This window comes from Stenotrophomonas sp. 05L44_2 (assembly GCF_056665995.1).
This window is the reverse complement of record NZ_JBFTNR010000295.1, coordinates 1-4,776: the sequence shown is the minus strand read 5'-3', so window position 1 is coordinate 4,776 and position 4,776 is coordinate 1. Positions and strand designations below refer to the sequence as shown.

5 protein-coding genes are annotated in these 4,776 nt (G+C 66.3%); 1 reads left to right on the top strand and 4 read right to left on the bottom strand.

What is annotated here, in order from left to right:
* The 4 genes from AC1VAN_RS11760 to AC1VAN_RS11745 form a co-directional block, all read right to left on the bottom strand.
* Positions 1-688: NAD(P)-binding protein (locus AC1VAN_RS11760; protein ID WP_480985852.1), on the bottom strand; the 688-nt coding region annotated here is incomplete at its 3' end.
* Positions 689-714: 26 nt separating this feature from the next.
* The gene (locus tag AC1VAN_RS11755; protein WP_313444247.1) at positions 715-1,605 is read right to left on the bottom strand and encodes a hydroxypyruvate isomerase family protein; all 891 of its coding nucleotides are present in this window, start codon (positions 1,603-1,605) and stop codon (positions 715-717) included.
* Positions 1,606-1,808: 203 nt separating this feature from the next.
* A complete protein-coding gene (locus AC1VAN_RS11750) occupies positions 1,809-2,681 on the bottom strand; it encodes a hypothetical protein (protein ID WP_480985851.1) in 873 nt (290 codons plus the stop codon).
* Positions 2,682-2,759: 78 nt separating this feature from the next.
* On the bottom strand, positions 2,760-3,338 hold the full coding sequence (locus AC1VAN_RS11745; RefSeq protein ID WP_442251616.1) for a single-stranded DNA-binding protein: 579 nt from the start codon (positions 3,336-3,338) through the stop codon (positions 2,760-2,762).
* A 284-nt stretch (positions 3,339-3,622) separates the two neighbouring features.
* Between AC1VAN_RS11745 and AC1VAN_RS11740 the strand changes: the two genes are divergently transcribed.
* Positions 3,623-4,654 carry a LacI family DNA-binding transcriptional regulator gene (locus AC1VAN_RS11740; protein ID WP_442251615.1) on the top strand — a complete coding sequence of 344 codons (1,032 nt, stop codon included), beginning with the start codon at positions 3,623-3,625 and terminating at the stop codon, positions 4,652-4,654.
* Positions 4,655-4,776 lie beyond the last annotated feature (122 nt).

The window sequence follows — 4,776 nt, the reverse complement described above, 5'->3', positions numbered from 1 at the left end:
GGATGCACTTGTTGCGGTACTGGCAGTTGACGCGGCCCTGCTCGGGCATCGGCTTGGTGATGTTCGCCGTGCGCGAGTGGATCATGTGCCGGGTTCCTCCGAAGGCCTTCCTGATCCGCGCGGCCACGTCCTTTTCGACGATGTTCAACGGGATCGGCGGCAGGAACTCGCCGTCCGGCAGCACGTCCAGCCCTTCGCGCGTACCGGCGATGCCGGCGAATTTCTCCACATGGTCGTACCAGGATGCGATGTCGGCGTAGCGGATCGGCCAGTCGGTGGCGATGCCGTCCTTCAGGTTCGCCTCAAAATCCAGATCGGAGAAGCGATAGCTCTGACGGCCCCACATCAGCGAACGGCCACCCACGTGGTAGCCGCGGAACCAGTCGAATCGTTTGGTCTCGATGTACGGCGATTCCTGTTCGTCGGCCCACATGCCCTGCAGGTTCTCGGCCAGCGCGTAGTCGCGCATCAGCACCGGGAAGGCCGCCTTCATCGCCTGTGTAGGCCGGTTGCGATGCGGGAAATCCCACGGCTCCTTCATCGCGTTGACGTAGTCCTTGACGTGCTCGATGTTGCGTCCGCGTTCCAGCATCAGGACCTTCAGGCCCTTCTCGGTCAGTTCCTTCGCCGCCCAACCGCCACTGATTCCCGAGCCAACAACAATGGCGTCGTAATGATTGTCTGCCATGGATCTCTYACCTGGTGGATATCGTTTCAGACGTCGCAGAGGCGGATGGCCTCGCGCAGCGAACCGACGGGATCCGGTGCCACAGGCATGAATTCCTGCGCCAGATACCCATCGAAACCGGTGTCGCGGATCGCGCGACAGATGGCGGGGTAATTGAGTTCCTGCTGGTCCCCGATCTCGTGCCTGCCCGGCACGCCCGCGGTGTGGTAATGCTTGAAACAGGCGTGGTGCCTGCCGATGGTGGCGATGATGTCGCCCTCCATGATCTGCATGTGATAGATGTCGTACAGCAGGCCGAAGTTGTCCGAGCCGAGCCGCTGGCACAGCTCCACGCCCCAGGCGGAGTGGTCGCACAGGTAGTCGCGATGATCGACCCTGGAGTTCAGCAGCTCCATCACCAGCACCACGCCACGTTTCTCGGCATGCCCGAGGATGCGCTTGAGGCCGGCCTCGGCATTGGCCATGCCCTCCTGCGGGTCCATCCCGTTGCGGTTGCCGGAAAAGCAGATGAGGTTGCGGTAACCGGCATCGGCCACCAGGTCGATATGCCGCGTGTAGCGCTCCACCAGCTGATCGTGGAACTCACGGCCGGCAAAGCCCTTGGTAAGGCCCAGCTCCGCGCCGTTGCACATCGAGCTGTATACGCCGTGGACCTTCAGCGTGGGCCAATCCTCCGGGCCCACCAGGTCAATGGCGGCAAAACCGATGCCCTTCACCGTCTGGCAGAGCTGGGCGACCGACAGCTGCGGGAAGGTCCAGCGGGCCACGGAATGCTTCAGGTTGCCCTTGAGCGGCGCCGTGGCGGCAAACGCAGGCAGAACGCCCGCCGCCCCCAAGCCAAGGCTCGCAGCGGCCGCCATGCGCAGCGCATCGCGCCGCGTGAGGCCCGGGGCCGGTCTGATCGAATGGATGGACATCCACCTGCCGGCCTCCCAACCGGTATCAAACGCAACGATTTACGGCAATGCAATCGATTGCACCATAGGGGAGGAAATTGTCTGTTTGCAAGTCGCGGTGCACGAAAATCAATGCTGCGAGGCACCACGGCAAGCCCGATTCCGGCATCGCAGCTGAGCGGCCAAGGTGTGCAGCGCTGCGGGGAAGCGAACGCGCGTGAAGCTCAGTGCAGTTCCCGCTTGCCCTGGGACCGGGCCAAGGCGCGCAGGTGTTGATGCCAGCGCGGTTCGAATTCCGCGTAGCTGCCGATCAGCTGCTGGAAGGCCGCTGGATCTCCGCGTCGGTGCAGAAGCAGCAGAGCTTGCCGACGATGGGCCTGGTCGTCGCCTTCCATCAGGAAGTGAACCAGGCTCCACCATGCCAGGTAGTAGCCGTTCACGTGCGCTGCGACGGGCGGCCCGCTGTCTTCCACCAGTTGCTGCAGGGTGGGCAGCGGCGCATTTTCGAGGCTGGGGCGCCCGGCGCTATCGAAGCGTAGTTCGCTCAGCCACCAGACCGGGTAGCCGGCCGGATCCGGCGTGCCCACCTGCAGCGTTCCGCCTGAAAGCCTGCTGGCGCCGAAGTAACAGGCCATGCCTTCGTTCATCCAGCGTCGCGGGGACAGGCCACTGGCCTCGGCCAGCAGCTGATGGGTCACTTCATGCAGCATCCACTGATGGGGCGCGTCGCCMTCGCCGGGGTAGGCAAAGGCGTAAGGTCGGCGGTAGTACGCCTCGGCCCATGGGCTGCTGCGGTTGTGTGCCTTGAAGTCGACCTGGTCGCGGTACAGCACCAACTGGAAAGGCCCGGCGGTGCCTCGCTGCCCTACGGTCATCGCATACGACCGATGCAGCGCTTCCACGGCCATGCCGACCGCAGCGGTCTGTTGCGGGTTTGCGGCGCTGTGGATGAGGAAGTGCGGTGTACGCGACGCCATCGCAGGCAGGCCAGGTGGCGCGGTCGTAGCTGATTGGCCCCGGGAATCGCGGTTACCGCCGTCGCTGCAGCCGCCGAGAATCAGCAGCAGGGCGACGGTGGCTAGGCGGAAGCGCGTCATGTGCACCCACGCTACAACAAAAAACCCCGGCAGGCGCTGGGCCTTGCCGGGGTTCTGCAGGCCGGAGCCTGGCGGGAATCAGAACGGAATATCGTCGTCAGCGAAGTCATCCATCGGCGGCGCCGACTGCTGCGGCTGCTGCTGCTGCGGACGCTGCTGGCCGTAGCCACCGCCCTGGTTGCCGCCCTGGTTGTAACCACCGCCCTGGCCGCCACGCTGGTTGCCACCACCACCGCCGCCGTATTCCTGGCGCGGGGCCTGCTGGCGCTGCGGACGCTCTCCGCCAGCGAAGTTGCCACCGCCGCCGCCACCGCCGCCTTCACCGCGGCCGCCCAGCATCTGCATTTCATCGGCGACGATGTCGGTGGAGTACTTCTCCACGCCGTCCTGGCCGGTGTACTTGTCGTAACGCAGGCTGCCTTCGACGTACACCGAGCTGCCCTTGCGCAGGTACTCGCCGGCGATCTCGCCGAGCTTGCCGAAGAACACCACGCGGTGCCATTCGGTACGTTCCTGCTGGTTGCCATCCTTGTCCTTGCGGACGCTGGTGGTAGCCAGGCTGATGCGGGTGATCGCCATGCCGCTCTGGGTGTACTTCACGTCCGGGTCGTTGCCGAGGTTGCCGACCAGGATGACTTTGTTGATGCCGCGCGCCATAGGTACCTTCGTCCGTTGTCCAGGGGCAGGCCGCCAGTGATAGCACGTCCCCGGGCGGGGGTGCAGAGCGCTGGGGTCGCCCCCGGGAAATTTGGGGGAATACGAGAACGGGTCATCTTACCATCCCCTCGGCCGACACCTGGGTCGGGAAAGCCCCCGGCCATGGCCGGAATCCGGCCTGCAGCCCCCTGGGCAGGGCACTGCGCGCGCCCTGCCCCGGCGCGCGGCGCCAGCCCATCGGCGCCCCATGGCATCATTCCCCGATCATTTCCCTGCCGGCCCCCATGACCATCAAAGGCAAAGCCACCTCCCTGGACATCGCCCACCTGGCCGGGGTCTCCCAGCCCACGGTGTCGCGGGCCCTGCGCGGCAGCCCGATGGTCAACGCCGAGACCCGCGAGCGCATCCTGCGCATCGCCCGCGAGCTGAACTACAAGGTCGACAAGAACGCCTCCAGCCTGCGCCTGCGCAATGCCGGCACGCTGGCCCTGCTGTTCTTCGAGGACCCGACCAACGACGACTCGCTGATCAACCCGTTCTTCCACTCGATGCTGGGGTCGATCACCCGCGCCTGCGCGCTGCATGGGCAGGACCTGCTGGTGTCCTTCCAGCAGCTGTCCACCGACTGGCAGGCCGATTACGAAGACAGCAACAAGGCCGATGGCATCATCCTGCTGGGCTATGGCGACTACCACCAGTCGCGCGACCGCCTGCAGCGGCTGGTGGAACAAGGCACCCATTTCGTGCGCTGGGGCGCGGCCCTGCCCGGCCAGCCGGGGGTGTCGATCGGCAGCGACAACTTCCAGGGCGGGCATGACATCACTGCCCACCTGCTGGAACAGGGCTGCCGCCGCATCGCCTTCCTCGGCCATGCCTCCAGCCATTACCCGGAATTCCAGGAGCGCTATCGCGGCCACGTCGAGGCGCTGCGTGCGAATGGCCTGACCGCCGACCCGGCGCTGCAGCACGATGCGATCACCACCGAGGCGTCCGGGCATGAGGCGTGCCTGTCACTGCTGGCCCAGGACCGTTCCATCGATGCGGTCTGCGCGGCCAGCGACCTGATCGCCATCGGCGCGGTGCGCGCGCTGCGCGAACAGGGCCTGCGGGTGCCGCAGGACGTGGCGGTGACCGGCTTCGATGACATCCCGCTGGCAGCCTCGGTGTCGCCGCCGCTGACCACCGTGCAGCAGGACACCAAGCAGGCCGGCCAGCTGCTGGTGGAGAAGCTGCTGGCGCTGATCGGCCGGCAGCCGGTGGAAGGCCAGAGCATTCCGGTGAAGCTGGTGGTGCGCGAGTCGTCGCTGCGCACGTAGCCCTTCGGTGGCGCCAAGCCATGCCCGGCATGCATGCGTGGGACGCAAGGCCGACGACAGCCGGGCATGGCCCGGCTCTACAGGACCTGCATCGCTACGCGCCGCCCGGCATGGCCGGGCCG

Coding starts and splice junctions, on each gene's coding strand:
- AC1VAN_RS11755 (WP_313444247.1), bottom strand. CDS start 1,605: ATGTCCATCCATTCGATCAGACCGGCCCCGGGCCTCACGCGGCGCGAT.
- AC1VAN_RS11745 (WP_442251616.1), bottom strand. CDS start 3,338: ATGGCGCGCGGCATCAACAAAGTCATCCTGGTCGGCAACCTCGGCAAC.
- AC1VAN_RS11740 (WP_442251615.1), top strand. CDS start 3,623: ATGACCATCAAAGGCAAAGCCACCTCCCTGGACATCGCCCACCTGGCC.